Here is a 784-nt window from a genome sequence, read left to right as displayed (position 1 = left end):
GAAAGCGGATATTACTGAAGTTCTTGAGAAGAAGTTAAAGCCGCGAGCCATTGTTTTTAAGAACGATGGGAAAATGCGAGAGAGCGAGGGTCTAGAGAGTTACGTTGAGCATGCTTTAGGTGATATCACTGAAGCAGAGTTGAGAGAAAATGGTGTTCGTTTTGTCGCCCCAGTTGTTGAAGGGCAAAAGACCGGATACTTTTATGATCATCGGCTAGGAAGAGCTGCATTAGCGCACTATGTGAAAGGCAAGACGGTTCTTGATCTGTTTAGCTATATTGGTGGCTGGGGTGTTCAAGCTGCAATGTTTGGAGCGAAGGAGGTGACCTGTGTTGATGCCTCAACGCTTGCTCTGGATTATGTGCATAAAAATGCAGAGTTAAATGGTGTTGGTGATATTGTTTCCAGCATTGAAGGTGACGTGTTTGAAATCTGCAAAGCGTTGAAGGAAGAAGGTGAGCGCTTTGATGTGGTGATTGTTGACCCGCCAGCGTTTATTCCTCGCAGAAAAGATCAGAAAGCAGGTGAGGTCGCTTATCAACGTTTGAATCAGATGGCGATGCGTTTGTTGAGTAAAGATGGTGTGCTTGTTTCAGGATCTTGCTCAATGCATTTGGCTGAGCCAACATTGTTAGATATTGTTCGTAAAACAGCGCGTACGCTCGAGAAGGAGTTGCAGTTGATTGAGCGTTTTCCGCAAGGCCCTGACCATCCTATTGTTCCCGCGATCGCAGAAACAAACTATCTCAAAGCCATGTTCTTTAGAGTGCTTCCTCAGTCTTAA

General features: G+C 45.2%; 1 protein-coding gene. It reads left to right on the top strand.

Translation table 11 applies throughout. The annotated features are described in order from the left end of the window. The coding region (locus tag A3739_RS27385) for a class I SAM-dependent rRNA methyltransferase (protein ID WP_156502901.1) at nt 1-784 on the top strand (784 nt) is incomplete at its 5' end.

It is taken from the genome of Oleiphilus sp. HI0067 (assembly GCF_001635735.1).
Note: the sequence above shows the minus strand (reverse complement) of the source record. Positions and strands in the feature narration are given on the sequence as shown.